This is a genomic window from Flavobacterium piscisymbiosum (genome assembly GCF_020905295.1).
Lineage (GTDB): Bacteria > Bacteroidota > Bacteroidia > Flavobacteriales > Flavobacteriaceae > Flavobacterium > Flavobacterium piscisymbiosum.
In genome coordinates this window covers 451,256-469,432 of record NZ_JAJJMM010000001.1, presented here as the reverse complement: position 1 = coordinate 469,432, position 18,177 = coordinate 451,256, and the positions used below count along the sequence as shown (strand labels likewise).

The following is an 18,177-nucleotide window of genomic DNA, read 5'->3' as shown; positions in this document are numbered from 1 at the left end:
GATTTTTTTTGAATTATATTAATTAATTGTTAGATTCATTCCAACTCCAATACTTGTTGTCTGTGGAACAGATAATCTTTCAAAACCTCCGGCCATATTATTGTTTCCTTGAGAGGACTCTGGATCTAAGTTTGGCATTTTGGCCCATAATAAAATGTTTCTTGCGAACGCATTAACACGTATGTTATATCCTGCAGAAAATTGTGGTAGAGTATATCCTAGTGATATTTCTCTTAATTTTACGAAAGAAGCGTCATATACAGCAGTTTCATGAATGTTACTATATGCATCATAAAGTGCTTGTTTAGTAACCCCTTTTGTGTTTGGTTGTCCGTTTGCTAATACTCCTTCTTGAACTACTAATTCATCACGGTTTCCTGTTTTAGCGCTTAATCCGTAAGTGTCAAGTAGTGAATTTGTTCCGCTGTACATTTTTCCTCCGTTTTTCCAGTCAAAAGTAGCTGCAAGAGTTATTTTTTTGTATCTGAAAGCGGTTGTTCCTCCTAAATTGAATTTTGGTGATACCTCGCCAAGTGATTTAGTAACTCCTGATATAGGTAATCCATTAGCATTAACTAAAATATTTCCGTTAGCATCTCTTGCGAAAGCTGTCCCGTAAATTACAGGGAAACGCTCTCCAATACCAGCTCTAATCTGTGGTGTTGTAAATCCTCCTAAAGTAATACTTGGTACTCCTTCTTTTAATTCGTCTACAAAGTTGTCAATTTGAGTATAGTTTGCAGATATTGTCCATTCGAAATCATTAGTTCTAACTGGTACAACACTTAGGGTTAATTCGTGACTATTAGTATGAATTTTTCCTCCGTTTGTTACGAAATTGGCAGCTCCTGTTGAACCTGCTAATGGTACACTGAAAATTTGATCTATTACATCTTGTCTTGAATAAGTATAGTCTACACTTATACGATCTTTAAAGAATCTGAATTCACCACCTAATTCGTAAGATCTTGTGTTTTGAGGTTTTAAGTTTGGATCATACATTACATTGTTTGGTATGTATGAATTTGTACCGCCAAGTGGATAGTTTACAGGAGCGTTTAACCAGAAACCACCTGAGTAACTAGGTACAGTATAGTAGTTATCATAATAGTCACCGGCTTGACCTACTTCAGCCCAAGATCCTCTAAGTTTAGCAAAAGATAATGTTGAATTTCCTTTTAGAGCTTCCAATTCAGTTAGTACTAAACCTAACGATACAGAAGGGTATGTAAATGAACGGTTATCTCTTGGCATTGAAGATACAATATCATTTCTTACTGTACCAGCTAAGAAGATAAAGTTTTTGTATGAAAGGTTTACGTTTCCGAATACACCAAAAGTTCTGTTTTGACGAATTTCATCCGTTGCAACTGTTTGTCGTGCATTTTTCAAATTAGGGAAACCACCAAAATTAAGGTCATTTCCAATCATTTCATATGATTTGTTATATCTGTCATTAATCTCATTACCAAGTAAAGCAGTTAAGTTTAAGTCGTCTGAAATTTTATATTCATAATTCACAGTGAATAATGAGTTGATAGTTCTAGATGAAATTCCGTAAAGATCTAAGTGACCTGCTGTAGTTTGCGAATTTCCGTACTCCTGAATATCTCTATAGTTCGTTGTATAAGTATCAGCACCAAGTTGATAACGGAATGTTATTTTATGTTGGTCGTTTGCTGAAATTACTGGCGTAAATTCAACATATGTATTTCCGTAGAAACGATCAGTTTGCTCGTCAAATATGTTGTTTTTAGCTGCCCAATATGGGTTGTTGAAACCTGTTGGTCTGTAATAAATTTGTTTATAAGGATCTGTTGGAGTTGCAAATCCATTTCCTTTTAAATCGTAGCTTATTGGACTTGCGAATGCACCTGCAACAGATGAGTCATTTGCTCCTGTGGCTTTTGAGATTTTAGTGTTAACATAGTTACCTACAAATCCAGTTTTCCATTCGTCTCCCAATTTTGTACTAAAAGCCGCTTTTGCATTGTAGCGATCCATACCAGTTTCAGGTATAAAACCATCTTGGTTTGATGAACCCAAACTAAACGCATAATTACTTTTCTCAGTAGCTTGTGTTAAGTTGAAAGAGTTGTTAACTGTTATTCCTGTTTTAAAGAAATCACCAAAATTGTCATATACTTTAGGAGCTACCCATGGGTCTAAACCTGCTGATGCTCTTTGTGGTACGTAATATTTACCAGGATGAGCTCCTGCATTCATTCCGTTTAAAGTGTTTGGTACGTTACCTCCGTATGCTGGGTCGTTTGGTAATGAAGAAATTTTAGGACCCCAAGAAAGTGAATTTGTTGGACCGTATACTCCATTTGTGCCTTGTGCATATTCATCTTGATAATTAATTTTTCTAGATATATCATCTGCAGTAATCGAACTATTGAAATTTATAGTAGGTTTTCCGCTTTTAGAAGCTCCTTTACCACTTTTTGTAGTAATTACTACTACACCATTTGAAGCTCTAAGTCCGTAAATTACAGATGCAGCTTGTCCTTTAAGGATATTGATAGATTCAATATCGTTTGGATCGATATCAACTGCTCTGTTAGCAAGATCTGATCCAGTTACACTGTTTCCAGTGCTGTAATCAGCCTGTGATGCTACTGGCATACCATCAATTATATACAAAGGAGTATTGTTTCCTGTAAAAGAACGAGCTCCACGAATAACAATTTGAGAAGAAGCTCCAGGAGCACCACTAGAAGGAGTAATTTGTACCCCGGCTAATTTTCCTTGAAGAGCCCCAGCTAAGCTGTTGTTGTTTCCTCTTGTTAATTCTGCAGCTTTAACCTCTTGAGTAGCATATCCTAATGCTTTTTTCTCTTTTTTGATACCTAATGCAGTTACTACAACGCTTTCCAATTCTACTGAATCGTTTTTTAGTTTTGCATTAACGTTAGACGAACTTGCAGCAAGTTCTTGGGATTGCATCCCAATGTAGCTAAAAATTAATACTTGGTTTGGTGCTGCTTTGATAGAATATTTTCCGTCAAAATCAGTTTGTGTTGCTGTCTTCGTTCCTTTAACTAATACACTAACACCTGGTAAAGGCATTCCTGTATTGTCAGAAACTGTTCCAGAAACAGCTCTTTCTTGCGCGAAAGTAAGTTGCGCAATTAGTACTAATAAAAGCACTAAGAATCCATTGAACTTTAGTTTCATTTTTAAATATTTTGAATTAGTGCGACAAAACTCTTAATTATTCGTTAACTTTCCTAATGGATTAGATGGTTTTTTTGATGATAGTTTAAACTTTAACATTATTCTCATTGTAATGTTAGTTGGTGATTTCTATAGATTTATTAGTTTTTCTGGCCTTTTTTTTGATTTTTTGCAAGTTTTTTTTTAGTATTTAAGTTTTTGAATATGAGTATTTTAATCTCTTTTTTGAATATGGTTTTTTATTTGTTTAGTAAGGTGTTGTTTTTTGGTAATAACATGTTGTTTTGATAAAATATAACAATTTTGATATTAATTGTTAATTAATAAAAAATTAGCAATTTAGTGTTAATTTTAACAAAAATAATTATTAGTTAGGAAGATGGGGGTTGTGGATATTCATTGTTGGAAATAAAAAACAAATAAGATTGAATGCTTATTTTTTTTGTTTTTTGATTTCATTTTTTAATGATAAGTAGTGTTAAATTTCCTTGTATTTATCGTCCATTAAAATTGAATTCTTAATTCCTTCTTCTGTTTTTAAACCATAGATTTTAAGTTGGTCGTTGTTGTGTTTATAACTGATTCACTTTGTTGGTGTTTTCTTATATTTTATTTTATGAAAATAATCCGTTAAAGTAATTGTAGTTTTTGGAAGGTTTAAATGTGATTTTTTGGTTCGCAATATTTATGCGATAAAAAAAAACCATCCCAAATAAATGGAATGGTTTAGTAAATATTAACTTTTAAGTCTTTTTTTGCTTAATTAGATTTAACTAAGTTGAAATTAAAACCTGATTGGTTAAAACCTGGGAAGTTTAATTTTAGGTTAATGTCTCCGGTACAAGACCCTACAGTTCCTGTTCCAGTTACAGGTGTTGTATCACCTCCTCCATAATCGAAATCTATATTTGATTTTACTGTAACAGTATTAGTGGCTGGATTTATAGTAACTAATAGATATGCAGTCGAAGGATTAACTAAAGCGGGATTTTTGGTTTCTAAAATTCTAAAAGTGTATGTTCCGTCTGTTCCGTTATACACTACAGGGATTATAGTTCCTGCTTTGTAGTCACTCCAGTCATCAGCAGTAATTTCGTAATTGCCATTAAATAGAGACGCGTCGTCTAGAGGGCAAAGAGCTGTGTAGGTTTGTGAAACTTTCCATAACGTTGAATTTGCGATATCAGCACCGTAATTTGGTGTTCCGTCATCATTGAATGTTTTAATGACTGTGCCATTTGTTAGTGTTAGATCGGCACTAATGATTAGTTTATCATTAAGTCCAAAACTTTTAAAAGTTGGAAAAGCTTTAACTAAATCAGCTGTTTTGTAGCTTAATTTTGCAGGGAAAGAAGAAACATTTGATTGTAGTACAGCTTTTGTTACTGCGCCACTGTGGGTAAAGTAACCTACCACGTTCATTGATGCAACCTGACCTGTTGCTACTTTTAGATTTAGACCTAAATTTATGTCTTCATTATTTTGAAGTGCAATAATATTTATTCCTTGATCTGTTGTAGGTTCTTTTCGTAAATCTGGGGTGGCTCCTTCAATTACATCAATAACTGAAGATCCTCCATCGTTATCACAAGATACTGCTATTAGTATAAATAGCAATGAAGTGAATAATATTTTTATGTTTTTCATTTTATCAGTTTTAATTATTAATTATCCCAAAAGATTTTATAAGTGGCTGGGTTTTTTTGTGCTGGCGCATTTTTATTAGCATTCAATTCGTTTTGTGGCCAGAACATTGATATTTGAAAAGGATTCGTTAGTACTGTTTGAGAATCGTTTAAAGGAAAGGCATCGCCATTATTTAATTGATATTCTTTAGTAGTGCTATTTGGATCTGCTAGTACAGGGTATCCTGTTCTTCTGTAGTCAGTGTACTGATCTGTTGGGTCTCCAAAAGTACCTACCCATTTTTGGGTCATGATAATTTCTAATTTTTTGTCTGGAGTAGCACTGTTGAATTCAGTTAATAATTTTGCCATAAAATTATTTACAGCAGGTGAACCAGTTAGTACTGGAATTCCTGTTTGTTGTGATTTGTTGTTTGCAACCACTTGATCAACTTTTGCAAAGCTAGCTCTTACAGCAGCGTCAAGTTTTGTAGCAGCACTTCCTGTTAATTTGCCTACTTGAATTAATTCTGCCTGAATGTATAAAAATTCATCATAGGTTAATATACGTTTAGGTGAAATACCTGTACCTGATGCTAAGGTTAAAGTAGATAAATCTGCTCCTTGTCCATCATCATAACGTCCTCCTGATGGAAAAATCCCAGGATATGTGTATGATGTTTCTGTACTTTTGTCTCTGTCTGGGCCAGTACTTCCGAATCTGATACTGAAGAATCCAGTTGATTTGTCCCAATAATCTGCAAGTGGGTTTCCTGTTGTTGTATTCCCGTCTTTTGGAAATTGGCCAGCTTTTAATTGATTGAAATAGTAAAACTTCATTCTAGGGTCTGGATTTCCGTTATGAATAAGAGGATTTACTCCTTTTAGGATTTCGTACATCCATGGGCTTTGGTAGGTTCCAAATTGAGTACTTTCATAAGATTCTATAAATAATCTGTTTCTCTCATTTGTAGGGGAGATATTGTTAAATCTTTCGACTTGAAAATCATCTGCATTTGATATGAAGAAATTGTTTTCATTGATTAATGCATTAAAACCCGTTTGGTCAAAATCTGAGATAAGTCTGGTTTGATTGTAAAGTTTTAGCTTTAATGTATTGGCAAATCGAATCCATTTGCCGATGTTGCCTTTGTAAATTAGGTCATCTGCTCCTGGTTTTTGTGTTCCGGTATTAAGTTTTAGATTCACTTTTGCTTTATCAATCAATTCAAAAACACTAGCGTAAATAGCTTTTTGATTGTCGAATTTTGGTGCAATTATACCTGTTGGTAATTGTGTTGCTTCTGTATACGGTACATCTCCCCACATATCAACAGCATAGGCCATTATATAGGCTTTTTGTAATTGTCCAATCCCTGCGTAAGCTAAATCGCCACTTTCGAGTGCTTGTTTAATTAAAGTTTCTATATTCGTTAAACCTAAATAAATAGAAGTCCAATCGTTGTTTAGTGGGATGTTATCAACTTTTACGCCATATTGATCTTGCTCTTCTCGTGAAGTCATTTGGTGAGTGTAGGTAGCGTATATACTGCCTGGACTATTGTTAAAGTCGCCAATTTCTGAAATACTGGTTTCAATATTGGTTAATAAATAGTTTAAGGGGGCGGTAGTAGGGTCATCAGTATCTTTGTCGACATCCAGATAATCGCTGCAACTACTAAAAATGGTAGTTAAGGATAATAAAACTAATGCGGTTTTATTGTTTTTTATGGTGTTATATAATTTCATGTCTGTTGTATTAAAATGTTAAATTGATCTTGAATCCCCATCTTTTTGCAGTTGGTGCAGCAGATGTTTCGATACCTTGCAATGTAGATTTTCCGTAACTTGTTGTTTCAGGATCAAAGTTGGTGTATTTAGGAACGTTAGGTGCATAATACCATAGGTTGCTTCCTAAAAGACTAAAGCTAATTTTTCCAAATGGTGTTTTTTCTAAAATTTTAGAAGGAACATCGTATGTTAAATTTACCTCTCTTAATCTAAAAGTTGTACCGTCGTAAACTGAAGCTTCATTGACTCCATTTATTGCAAAAGTACTTCCTGCTCCAGATGGTGAAAAATACATTTCAAACATCGAGATTTGAGTAGTATTTGGGATTTGGTTTCCATTTGCATCTAAAATTGGTGTTCCGTCTGCGTTGTTTCCGTAGTATCCTGGAATAATATAAGTTTTCTCTCTGTCTTCAGTGTCTTTAGTAACTCCTCTACCTAATAATTGTTGAATTGTAGAAGATGAAATATCTCCACCTTGCTTCCAGTCAAATTGAGTTCTTAGACTCCATGCTTTATAGATAAATGTATTTGCGAAACTTAATTTGAATTTTGCATTAGGATCCCCAATTATACCTGGTGAAGGGTCTATAATCACAGCTCCGTTTGATTTATTTATTAAGTAGTTTCCATTAGCATCTCGAGCAAACCTTGTTCCGTAAAATACACCAAAAGGTTGTCCGGGAATAGCATAGGCAATTGAGTTAGGATCTAATTGAAGTCTTTCCTGACCGGCATTCAAACTTAGTACCTCATTGTCATTCTTTGTAAACTGGGTTAGTAAAGTCCATTTGAAATTATTAGTTTTTACTGGAACTAATGTTAGTCCAAGCTCTATACCTTTATTTCTGATTGAACCTGCATTTGTGTTAAATTCTGTAAAACCTGATGAAGCAGGCGTGTTTGCAGGTGTAATTAAATCCTTAGTTTTTTTGTTGTATAAACTTAAGTCTACAATTATGCGTTTGTTGAAGAATTCTAAATCTGTACCTACTTCAAATTCTTCAGAGAATTCTGGTTTTACATTTTGATCTCCTAAGAAAGTATTGTTTCCTATTTGTGGGTTACCATTGTAGGCTTGTTCTTGGGAGTAAGATATTTTTAGAAATTCTGCTGGTACATCTCTACCTACTTTTGCGAAACTGGCTCTTAGTTTTGCGAATGTTAATACATCATTTTTAATATTGAAAGCTTCTGTTATGACTGCAGAAGCACTCACAGATGGATAGAAGTATGAGTTGTTTGCTTTAGGTAAAGAAGAACTCCAGTCGTTTCTAGCTGTGGCATTTAAAAATAAATAGTCTCTGTATGATAAAGTTACATCGGCAAAAACACCTACGTTTCTTTTTATTGCTCTTTCATCTGTTATATTAGAGATGTTTTTAACGTTGTGAAAAGTGAAAATATCAGGTACGATAAATTCTTTTCCTTCGTTTTGAATTCTTGTGTATTCATTCTGTAAAACGTTATTACCTAAGATAGCAAGTACATTAAAATTGTCATTTAAATTATAGTTAAAGTTCAATAAAAAAGTAGATTCTATATCTTGGTTTGTATAGTTATCGCTTAGTAGATCTCCTAAGCCATTATTAGCTCTTGAGCCAAGATCACGAATTTGAATTCTATCTAATGAATATTTATTTAGACCTGCTCTGTAAGATGCTGAAATGTGATCGTCAAAAGCGTAATTTAAATTAATACCAGTAACAATTCTTTCTGTATTGGTGATAATTTGGTCATGTTCCCAAGACCAAAGCGGGTGGTCGAACTGTGTTCCGTTTGGAGTAACTGAAGCACCCGTAACAGGATTTACATATGGTAAATTTAAATCCCAGTTTCTTGCTAGAAATAAAGTTCTGGCAAATGAAGAAGAAGCCCCGTCGAATTGATTTTCTCCAAAAAATGCTCCAACTTGCTTTGTTTTTGAGTAAGCTAAATTCGCCCCTACTGTGAATTTTTTACTTAATTTAAAGTTTCCTCCGGCAGACATCGATGTTCTGTCGTATGTATTATAAGGAATGTAACCGTCTTGACGTAAATCGGAAACGGTAGCATTAAAAGTACCATCTGGTCCTGCATAATTAAAACCAATAGTTTTGTCTAATACTGTTCCTGTTCTAAAAAGGTCTTTTACATTGTTTGGCTTTGCAACATAAGGAACAGTGGCGCCAAATTGATCAGGGAAGGCGGCTAAAAGTGTTGGCCAAGTTGGAATTGTTTCTAAAGTACCAAAGCGTGGTCCCCAAGAACCATTAGCATTTGAGTATTGAAAGTTTGATCCCGCTCCGTAAGAGTTTTGGTAATCTGGTAAATTAGCAATGGTTTCAAAATAGGTTCCTATTCCAACATTTACACTTAGTTTTTCTGCTCTTGTTGTTTTTGAAGATCCTGATTTTGTAGTTACTACGATAACACCATTCATTGCTCTGGATCCGTAAAGTGCAGCAGCAGCAGTACTTTTAAGTACGCTGATGTTGGCAATATCATTTGGATCTAATGAAGATAATGCTGATTCGTAACCACCACCACCAGTAATTTGGCTTGTACTAGTTACCGATACATTGCTGTATGCGATACCGTCAACAATAATTAAAGGATCTGTTTCTCCTGTTAAGGAATTTACACCTCTAATTGTAATTTGATTGGCAGCTCCTGCCACACCTGTTGATGTGTTAATGTTTACCCCGGCAACTTTACCGGCTAGGGCTCTTGATAAATCTGGCTCAGAATTTTGAGTGATTTCTTCTGCTTTTACGGTGCTTACAGAATATCCCAATTTTTTAGGATTTCTTTTAATTCCAAATGCAGTAGTTACAACAACAGCATCCAGTTCTTGTGCGCCTGAATCTAATAGTTTTACATTTACTTTTGCTGCACTAGCCTGTATTTCTTGGGTTTTCATCCCAATGTAGCTAAATACTAAAACTTGTGTTGAAGATGCTTTGATGGAAAATTTCCCATCAAAATCAGTTTGAGTTGCAGTTTTAGTTCCTTTGACTAATATGCTAACACCCGGTAGAGGCATTCCGCTATTGTCGGAAACTGTTCCTGAAACAACTCTTTCTTGCGCAAAGGTTAGTTGCGCAACTAGTACTAATAATAGTACTAAGAATCCATTGAACTTTAGTTTCATTTTTAAAAATTTTGAATTAGTTCGACAAAAATCTTAATAAATTGTTAATATACCTAATAAGTAGACTCTTTTTTTTAGTTAAATTATGTTTTTTGTGCTGGATATTTCATGTTTATTGTTAAATATGTTGCTTAATTCTCTTAATTTGTGTTTTTACTCTATTTTATATATTTTTTAATATTTTGTAGTTTTTATGTTATAATTATGATAATCGTGTAATTTGGATAGTTTTTAAATAGTCTATATTATGAATTATCATTATTTTTGGAGAATTTGTTTTTAAGTTTTAATCAGTTAAATCATTGTTTTTAAAATGTTTAAAACAGTGTTAAAATTTGCTTTTAAATACCCTTTTTTGTGTATTTTTTTTATAATTCTGTGTTTATTTTTATGTAATTGGTCTGAAAATTGTTTGAATATTAAAATGATTCTTGGTATTTGTTAGGATTAGTGTAGTGGGTATTGAAAAAAATAGAATTGAAGAGATTGTGGGGAAGGATTTATTTGGAATACTTAATTCTTAAATTAGTTAAAAAAAAGAAAGGGCTTTTGAGATGTAGGAAGTTTGTGTTGTGGGTATTGTTGTTTAAATCTTCGGTAAGTTTTCGGTTTATAATGTTCTTGTGAGGATTTGTTTTGTTAAGATTTATTTTTTTGTTATCAAAACAAGAGGTTGTTTTTCTTTATATAACTTTTGCGCAAAAAAAACCACCCTTCAAAAAGGGTGGTTTTTCAGTTAAAAAAGTTTGAATTACTATTTTACTTATCCCAGAAAATTTTTGTGCTTAATTTATCACCTCCAATTGAAGTTGATGCGGCATTGTAATTTGTAGCATTTAATGTTTGCTCTCTAATAGGATATGCCATTCTGGAAGGTACCTGACCTTCGGCGGCTGCGTCTGCATTTGCAGCTAGTGCTAAAACCGGGAAATTTAGTCTTCTTGTAGAAGTCCATCCTTCAAAACCTCTATTGAATAAAGCATACCATGCTTGTTCTCCAACTCTTTGTTGCCATGTTCCTGTTGCTGTAGCATAAGCGACAGAAGGTTGGTTTAAGTAAGCGTCTGCATCTGCTGAAGAAACACCCCAATCTTGCATAGAAGCTCTAATTGCAGCTTCATAATGTGAAGCGATAGATCCTCCTACTGCGACTCCTCTTCCAGAAGCTTCGGCTAATAAAAACTCTACTTCGGCATAATCTAATAAAGTACCGCTGAAATCAGGAGCTTTAATTTTATCGCTAACATGTGTAAATCGTGCTTGGGCGTTTTTTTCTCCAACGATTCCTCCGTTATAACCTGTAACTGTTACCAATTCTTTTGTAACGGGATCTTGTACTTTGTAAGTTGGTTTGAAATAGGGAGTTTTTCTTGGGTCGTTAAGTGTTACTAATGCGTCAACGAATGGTTTTGCGACAACAAAGTCATTTCTTCCAGAAAATACCATATCTACGTAAAGCGGATTAGTGTTGGGAAGGTCTAGCATATAAGGTAATTTTGCATTGTCAGCATTTGATGTAAATCCGCCTGCTGCACCTGATATAATTGTAGAGTCGGCAATAGCGTCTTCTAGTCCTGATGCTTTTAGGTTTACTCCTAATTTTAGTTTAATACTATTGGCAAATTTTACCCAGGCGTCTAAGTCATCTTTGTAAATAACTTCAGCATCACCAAATGCAGGTGATGAAGTGTCGATGTTTGCAATGTCATTGTTAAGACGAGTAATTAGATCTTTATAAATATCAATTGCTTTGTCGTACTTAGGTAGATAATTAGCTGCCGCTTTTAAAGATTCTGTATAAGGAACATCTCCATAAGTATCTACTAGTACCTGGTAAGTGTAAACCATTAAGATGTCGATTAGAATCAATTGGTTTTTCTTTATTACGGTTTTTTCAGCAAGTTCAGGATCTGTAGGTGATATTACTTCTTTTTCTATAAAACCTTTTGCTTGTGATAATTCAGCTAATGTTCCTGCGTATAATCTGTCCCAGTGATTGTCAGAAATTTTACGTGTTACCCAGTTGTACGTAGATTCATCCAAGTAAGTGGTTTCTGTCCATTGTTGGTTTACTAATCTAAAAATGTTTTTATTTACGTTAGTGTTAACAATTTGTTCAGTAAGGCCTTTTTCTGCATTTGTAAATAAAGTACTAGCAGGAACAACAGAAGGGTTTTTGACATCTACATTTAAGTCTGTTAGGCTATTATCATCACATGAGACTGTGAGGATCATAATTCCTAAAGCATATATTAATTTTTTCATTTTTTTTGTATTAAAATTTGAATGTTAAGTTAAATCCAATATCTCTGGTTGTTGGAAGCGATCCAACTGAATAGCCTCTTGAGCTATTTCCTGAAGACAATCCGCTTTCTGGATCTGCGTATGGTAGATTTTTACTGATTATCCATAGATTCGATCCTACAAGACTTGCTGATGCAGAGCTTAAAAATGTGTTTTCGAACATGTTTTTAGGGAAGTTGTAGGTAATTGATACTTCTCTTAATTTTACGAATGAAGCGTCGTAAATGAATGCTTTGTTTGGAGCGGCTCCATAACCCATGCTGTTTTCAATTGTTCCGCCTTCTGTTCTTACGGTATTAACTGATCCGTCTGGTGCTACGCCTAGTTGTATAACTCCATTTTCTCTGATGTCTCCTACGGCGGTTTCTTTATATAATCCAGAAGCAAGACCGTAATACATATCTAAAGAGAAAATATCTCCACCTTTTTGAGTATCAATTAAAAACCCGAAAGTTAAATTTTTGTAGGTGAATTTATTTCTAATACCCCCAATCCAATCTGGAGTAATATTTCCGATTGTGTTGCTTGAAGATGTAGTAATCATATATTTCCCTGTTGCTTGATCTATAGTTGGTTGTCCGTTAGTGTAAACGTAATCCGTTCCTTTTAGGGCTCCATAGGCTTCTCCCGGAGCAGCATTAACAGTAACACCACCTTGAAAAGCTCCTAATTGAAGATTGTCTAGTCCGTTTGGTAATGCGATAACCTTACTTCTGTTATTTGACCAGTTGATGATAATTTCCCAGGTAAAATCTTTTGTTTTGATTGGAGTACCATTTAATTGAATTTCTAGACCTTTGTTTTCGATATCTCCACCGTTAACAAGTCCTGCAGTGTAGCCTGAAGCAGAAGATACTGCTGCAGATACAATTTGATCGACAGAGTTTGTTTTGTAGTAAGTAATATCAAATCCTAAGCGTCTGTCTAGCATACTTGCTTCCAAACCAACTTCAAATGATTTTGTTCTTTCTGGTTTAAGTTCCGGATTTTTGTTGATACTACGGAATGGAAGTAATAATGAATTTGTATAAAGGGGTTGTCCTTGAAAATTAGAAACTCTGGTATAGGTATTGTTTAGTTGTAATGCATCTGCATCGTTACCAACTTCAGCATAGTTAATTCTGAATTTTCCTAGATTTAACCAGTTTGCTTTTACTACGTTTGAGAATAAAAAAGACCCTGAAATTGCTGGATAAACGTATGAGTTATTGTCGTCTGGTAATGTAGATGAAACGTCTCTTCTGATAGAAGCGTCTATAAAATAAGTGTCCAGATACCCAATAGATCCCTGAGCATAGATACCGTTAACGCCTGAAGAAATTTTAGCTTCTTTTGGAAATGGTAAGTCTAGTTTTGAGTTAGATAAAGCATAGATTCCGGGTACTACTAATCCGCCAACTGTTGAAGATAGTACGTTTTCTCTGTCGTTTCTTCTTATGTTTGTTCCAAGAACTCCGTTTACACTAATGTTATCTCCGAATTTTTTATTGAAGTTTAACATAAAATCGTAATTGATTTCTTGAAAGCTAATGTCGTTTCTTTGGTATCCTGATGATTCATCAACCGGAGAAAGACCAAATCCTGAAGCAATAGAACCAATTGCTCTTCTTTCTTCCTGAAGTTGTTTGTACGTGTCTAAGGAAGCTCTTCCTAATGCGCTTAACCATGGAGTGATTTCGTAGTTTAAGGATGCGTAGCTAAATAAACGAGTTCTGTCATCAGATGAGTAATTCTGATAACGTGTAAAGTAAGGGTTGTCCCAGTAAGCCGGTACTAAACCAGATGGTTCTGTTGGGTCTTTCCAGTTCCAGGTTACATTTTGTCCTCCTGATGCAAAGTAAACATCTTTTTGAGCTTGAACATCAGTGTTGGTTTGCCACCATTGTCTGAAGTTACCCATAATGTTGTCATTATAACCAGTAGAGTTTCTACCTATTGTACTTTGTAGTGTAACCGAAGCATAAGCATTAGCGGTAAGTTTATCAGTAACTTTTTGACTGAATCTTGCGCTTATTTGATTTTTTTTCAATTCACTATTTGGTAAAATACCTGTTTGGTTTGTGTTAACATAGCTCATAGACAAACTTGATCTTTCTGTAGCTTTTTCAAGAGAGATGCTGTTGACGAAAGTTTGAGCGTCTTTAAAGAAAGTCACAGGACCATTTTTTGCAGCTGCCCATGGAGTTGCTTTTCCGTAATTTGGTGAAAACGGTGTAAAAGCATCCCATTGATATACTAGTTGATTGTTGAATGCGTCTCCATCAGATGCGTCATTCGATGTGTCTACCGTATCTGGGGTTCCGGTTCCTAAAAATGACGAATCAAAACCATATCCTGATCCATATCTGTCTTGGTATTTTGGAAAAGTTGATTTGTCAATCCTTCCATTTGTGAATCCGCTCGAGAAAGTAAAGCCGATTTTGTTGTCATTTGTCTTTCCTTTTTTAGTTGTTACCATTACAACACCATTTGCTGCTCTTGATCCATAAAGTGCTGTTGCTGCGGCTCCTTTAAGAATGTTAATGCTTTCGATGTCTTCCTGGTTGATGTCTGATGCGTTGTTGCCATAATCGTAACCTCCGCCACCAATTTGCTGAGAAGAAGTATTTGAGTTAGAGTTGTCAATTGGTACACCGTCAATAACCCAAAGTGCTTGGTTGTTTCCTGTAAGAGATTTGTTTCCTCTAATTACAACGTTTGTAGATCCTCCAAAGTTGTTATTTCTTTGAACTTCTACACCAGCTGCTTTACCGGATAAAAGGTTAGCAACGTTTGTGCTCCCTGCTCCGCCGTTAACATCAGCGCCCGAAATTTGTTGTGAGGCATATCCCAGAGATTTTTTTTCTCTTTTAATACCCATAGCCGTTGTTACTACAACTCCTTCAAGTTGTTGAGCATCTCCGGTTAGCTTAGTGTTTACTTGTGATGAACTCGCTGCTATTTCCTGCGTTTTCATCCCAATGTAGCTAAATACTAAAACTTGAGTTGTTGTTGCTTTGATAGAGTACTTACCATCAAAATCAGTTTGCGTGCCGGTTTTTGTTCCCTTAACTAATACACTTACGCCTGGTAATGGCATTCCTGCATCATCGGTAACTTTGCCCGAGACAGCTCTTTCTTGCGCAAAGGTTAATTGCGCGATTAGCACTAGTAGGAGTGCTAAAAATCCATTGAACTTTGGTTTCATTTTCTCAATTATTTTGAATTAGTGTTACAATATTCATAATAATTAGTTAATAATCCTAACGTTGTGTTAATGATTTTCTAATAATGGTTAAAATTTAACATTATAACATATATTGACAATAGTGTTAAATAATTGAATTTCCTGAAGTCGTGCCCCGCCATTAGTGAGATTAATCCGTAATAATCCGTTTGTGGTTTGGATATTTGTTCCGATTCCAATTCCTGTTAAATTTTTTATTTTATCCGGATTTTGACTATTTGTTAAATCTTGGTAAAGGGCGTAATCCAAAATTGAGTTTATGTATAAATTGTTTGATACAACATATCTGTATTCTGTTAGAAGCATTGCTGCGAAATTACCTTGAAGGCTATTTTCAGAAAAACCTCTTATGGAGTTTATTCCGCCAAATCGAAATAATTCGTTTGTAATGTAGTTTTTGCTTTTTAGATATAGATTTTGCGAGTTAAGATAGATAAAGTTCTTTTTGTTTAGTTCGAAATTATACGAGAGGTTGAAGGTTGTTGAAAATTGCTTGCTTGGTTCAGCTGTTTCGGGATTGTTATTGGTGTCTCTTTTTCCGTAACCAATCATGAAGTTAAGTGATGCTTTTTTTGGGAATAGGTTATTGATGTAGTCCGTTTTTTTATATTCTAAAGTTGATGTTATATAAGAGTTTTTGTAGTCGCTAATGGTAGAGTTGTTTGTGTTTTGGATATCGCTTGATTCAGTAGATTGGTATCCCAGATATATTTTTGAATTATAATTAATGTAATATCCCAAATCAATTGCCGTTTTTGTGTTTTGAAAAGTGCTATCTTGTTTAAAAATGTTTAATTGTGCTTTTATTCCTAGCCGTGACTGAAATATATAGGGAATTTCTAATTTGGTGTTAAAAGTCTTTTGTTGATTTCCATCGCTTTTCCAGTACAATGAAAATTGCTCGCCGGCATGTAGTGTGTTTATAAGTGCTATGTCAAGGTAGCCATTGATGGTTGTTTTTTTATTTTCGTCGTTAGAAAATCCAATATAGCCATCAAAAGTATTTGCTTTTCTTTTTTCTATGTAGGTATAAATTTTGGTTGAGTCCTTTGTGAATAAAATTTGAGGATATTTGCTTTGAGTTACAAATTCGAAATTATTTATGTCATCATGTAATTCTTTTACAGTCTCTTGGTTAAAAGTTTTATTGATGTATTTTTTGTTTAATTGTTTTAAGTGTCCTTTAGGGAAAAAAATTTTCTCTTCCAAATTAATCTGGGTTAGAATAATTGAATTTACAATGCGTTTTTTTTCGGATTTAAAATTTAAATCAGCGTAAATTATTAAATTCTTTCTCTTGATGTTTTCAAGTTTTATTTTGCTTAGTGCAAAACCTTTTTTTTCTGCGTCAATTATTTTTTGGTTTAGAAAATTTTCTACTTCATAGTATGGTATAGTTATAGTGTCTTTTTCAGTATTTATTGATTCAAAAAAAAGATTATTTGTACCTATATATATATGTATCTCTTTAATTCTTTTTTTTAATTGAATTATTGAGGAATAAGTGCTATCATTTATTTGTTGGAGCTGCTGTGTTTGATTGTCTAAATAGCCAATTTTGTTTAGTTTTTCAGACATGATTGTTGTTTCCTTATTTAATGATTTAATATTAGGGTGTTTTATAGTGTAATTAATAGAGTCAATTATTTGATTTTCGATTTTGCTTGAGCCTGTTATTTTTAAATAAAAATTTTGGCTATAGCTCAATGTGCTGAGTAGGAAAGTAATTATGTATAAGAGATGTTTCAAATCTAATTGTTTGGTTTTTAAAAGTATTGCAAATATCTATTATTTGTTTGTAAAAGTTTAAGCTTAAATAATGTTATTGAAAATTAATGAATTAACGTTTGTATACTGAAAAATATTTTATACATTTGCAACCCCGTAAAAAGCGGGAATTTAATATACATAATAAATTTTTAGTATTAATTATGCCAACAATTCAACAATTAGTAAGAACAGGAAGAACTCAGATAACTAAGAAGAGTAAATCGGTTGCTTTAGATTCTTGTCCTCAAAGAAGAGGGGTTTGTACGCGTGTTTACACTACTACACCAAAAAAACCAAACTCTGCAATGCGTAAAGTTGCGCGTGTACGTTTGACAAATGGTAATGAGGTGAATGCTTACATCCCTGGAGAAGGACACAATTTACAAGAGCACTCGATAGTATTAGTTAGAGGTGGAAGGGTAAAAGATTTACCAGGTGTTAGATATCATATCGTTCGTGGAGCGCTTGACACGTCAGGAGTTGCAGGAAGAACGCAAAGAAGATCTAAGTACGGTGCTAAACGCCCAAAAGAAGCAAAAAAGTAATTTAAAACGTTAAGAGTTGGAGGTTAGGAGTTAAGCGTTGGGGGTTGGAACTTAGGTGAAAATCTGTAACACATAACATTTAACGGATAACCTATAACTTTTTATTAAAAAAAAGACATGAGAAAAAGAGCGGCAAAGAAAAGACCACTTTTACCAGATCCAAGGTTTAACGACCAATTGGTAACACGTTTTGTAAACAACTTAATGTGGGATGGTAAGAAATCTACAGCTTTCAAAGTATTTTATGATGCAATTGACATCATTGAGTCTAAAAAGCAGGATTCAGAGAAATCTTCATTAGAAATTTGGAAAGATGCTTTAACAAACGTTATGCCTCACGTAGAAGTACGTAGTCGTAGAGTAGGTGGAGCTACATTTCAAATTCCAATGCAAATTAGACCAGACAGAAAAATTTCTATGGCAATGAAGTGGTTAATACTTTATTCTAGAAGAAGAAATGAAAAATCTATGGCACAACGTTTAGCGTCAGAATGTTTAGCTGCTGCTAAAGAAGAAGGTGCTGCGGTTAAGAAAAGAATGGATACTCACAAGATGGCAGAAGCTAATAAAGCTTTCTCTCACTTTAGATTTTAATTCGTAAGA

9 protein-coding genes are annotated in these 18,177 nt (G+C 34.1%); 2 read left to right on the top strand and 7 right to left on the bottom strand.

Annotated elements, in window-relative coordinates:
* Positions 1-18 precede the first annotated feature (18 nt).
* The 7 genes from LNP81_RS02265 to LNP81_RS02235 all read right to left on the bottom strand — a co-directional run bounded on the left by LNP81_RS02265 (position 19) and on the right by LNP81_RS02235 (position 17,008).
* A complete protein-coding gene (locus tag LNP81_RS02265; RefSeq protein ID WP_230033120.1) occupies positions 19-3,180 on the bottom strand; it encodes a SusC/RagA family TonB-linked outer membrane protein in 3,162 nt (1,053 codons plus the stop codon).
* Between the two features lie 759 nt (positions 3,181-3,939).
* Entirely contained in the window at positions 3,940-4,827 is an 888-nt protein-coding gene (locus LNP81_RS02260; RefSeq protein ID WP_230033119.1) for a hypothetical protein, read from the bottom strand.
* A gap of 17 nt (positions 4,828-4,844) precedes the next feature.
* Positions 4,845-6,554: a SusD/RagB family nutrient-binding outer membrane lipoprotein gene (locus LNP81_RS02255; protein ID WP_230033118.1), complete on the bottom strand. Its 1,710-nt coding sequence runs from the start codon at positions 6,552-6,554 to the stop codon at positions 4,845-4,847.
* A gap of 10 nt (positions 6,555-6,564) precedes the next feature.
* Positions 6,565-9,729 carry a SusC/RagA family TonB-linked outer membrane protein gene (locus LNP81_RS02250; protein ID WP_230033117.1) on the bottom strand — a complete coding sequence of 1,055 codons (3,165 nt, stop codon included), beginning with the start codon at positions 9,727-9,729 and terminating at the stop codon, positions 6,565-6,567.
* A 759-nt stretch (positions 9,730-10,488) separates the two neighbouring features.
* Complete coding sequence (locus LNP81_RS02245) at positions 10,489-11,994, bottom strand: SusD/RagB family nutrient-binding outer membrane lipoprotein (RefSeq protein WP_230033115.1); 1,506 nt, start codon at positions 11,992-11,994, stop codon at positions 10,489-10,491.
* 10 nt (positions 11,995-12,004) lie between these two features.
* The gene (locus tag LNP81_RS02240; protein ID WP_230033113.1) at positions 12,005-15,220 is read right to left on the bottom strand and encodes a SusC/RagA family TonB-linked outer membrane protein; all 3,216 of its coding nucleotides are present in this window, start codon (positions 15,218-15,220) and stop codon (positions 12,005-12,007) included.
* A gap of 87 nt (positions 15,221-15,307) precedes the next feature.
* Positions 15,308-17,008, bottom strand: a complete 1,701-nt coding sequence (locus LNP81_RS02235) for a ShlB/FhaC/HecB family hemolysin secretion/activation protein (protein WP_230033111.1) — start codon at positions 17,006-17,008, stop codon at positions 15,308-15,310.
* Between the two features lie 182 nt (positions 17,009-17,190).
* Between LNP81_RS02235 and rpsL the strand changes: the two genes are divergently transcribed.
* Both rpsL and rpsG read left to right on the top strand, forming a co-directional pair.
* Positions 17,191-17,574 (top strand): 30S ribosomal protein S12, encoded by a 384-nt coding sequence (gene rpsL, locus LNP81_RS02230; RefSeq protein WP_007136570.1) that lies wholly within the window; start codon positions 17,191-17,193, stop codon positions 17,572-17,574.
* Between the two features lie 117 nt (positions 17,575-17,691).
* On the top strand, positions 17,692-18,168 hold the full coding sequence (rpsG, locus tag LNP81_RS02225) for a 30S ribosomal protein S7 (protein ID WP_007803600.1): 477 nt from the start codon (positions 17,692-17,694) through the stop codon (positions 18,166-18,168).
* The last annotated feature ends 9 nt before the right edge of the window (positions 18,169-18,177 follow it).

Excerpts from the sequence above, each read along its gene's own strand:
- LNP81_RS02265 (WP_230033120.1), bottom strand. The coding sequence starts at position 3,180 with ATGAAACTAAAGTTCAATGGATTCTTAGTGCTTTTATTAGTACTAATT.
- LNP81_RS02260 (WP_230033119.1), bottom strand. The coding sequence starts at position 4,827 with ATGAAAAACATAAAAATATTATTCACTTCATTGCTATTTATACTAATA.
- LNP81_RS02255 (WP_230033118.1), bottom strand. The coding sequence starts at position 6,554 with ATGAAATTATATAACACCATAAAAAACAATAAAACCGCATTAGTTTTA.
- LNP81_RS02250 (WP_230033117.1), bottom strand. The coding sequence starts at position 9,729 with ATGAAACTAAAGTTCAATGGATTCTTAGTACTATTATTAGTACTAGTT.
- LNP81_RS02245 (WP_230033115.1), bottom strand. The coding sequence starts at position 11,994 with ATGAAAAAATTAATATATGCTTTAGGAATTATGATCCTCACAGTCTCA.
- LNP81_RS02240 (WP_230033113.1), bottom strand. The coding sequence starts at position 15,220 with ATGAAACCAAAGTTCAATGGATTTTTAGCACTCCTACTAGTGCTAATC.
- rpsL (WP_007136570.1), top strand. The coding sequence starts at position 17,191 with ATGCCAACAATTCAACAATTAGTAAGAACAGGAAGAACTCAGATAACT.
- rpsG (WP_007803600.1), top strand. The coding sequence starts at position 17,692 with ATGAGAAAAAGAGCGGCAAAGAAAAGACCACTTTTACCAGATCCAAGG.